Source organism: Pseudomonas sp. SIMBA_067 (assembly GCF_046534675.1).
Classification (GTDB): Bacteria; Pseudomonadota; Gammaproteobacteria; order Pseudomonadales; family Pseudomonadaceae; genus Aquipseudomonas; species Aquipseudomonas putida.
The window spans coordinates 1-264 of record NZ_JAWRYH010000628.1 but is presented as its reverse complement, the minus strand read 5'-3'; the positions used below and the strand labels follow the sequence as shown (position 1 = coordinate 264).

The 264-nt window shown below is 62.9% G+C and carries 1 pseudogene; it reads left to right on the top strand.

The features are described from left to right. Positions 1 to 264: pseudogene (locus SB765_RS30615) on the top strand (ABC transporter substrate-binding protein); the annotation flags it as partial.

Genomic DNA, 264 nt, shown 5'->3' with positions numbered 1-264 from the left:
AGCAAGTACAAAGAGATCGAAGACCTGCAGGCCGCCGGCGACGGCGTCACCGTGGCCGTGCTGCAAAACGTGTATGCCGAAGAGTTGGTGCACCAGGCACTGCCCAAGGCCAAGGTCTATCAGTACGAGAGCGTCGACCTGATGTACCAGGCCGTGAACTCCGGTCGCGCCGATGCCGCCGCCACCGACCAGTCTTCGGTCAAGTACCTGATGGTGCAGAACCCCGGTCGCTATCGCAGCCCGGCCTATGCCTGGAGCCCGCAA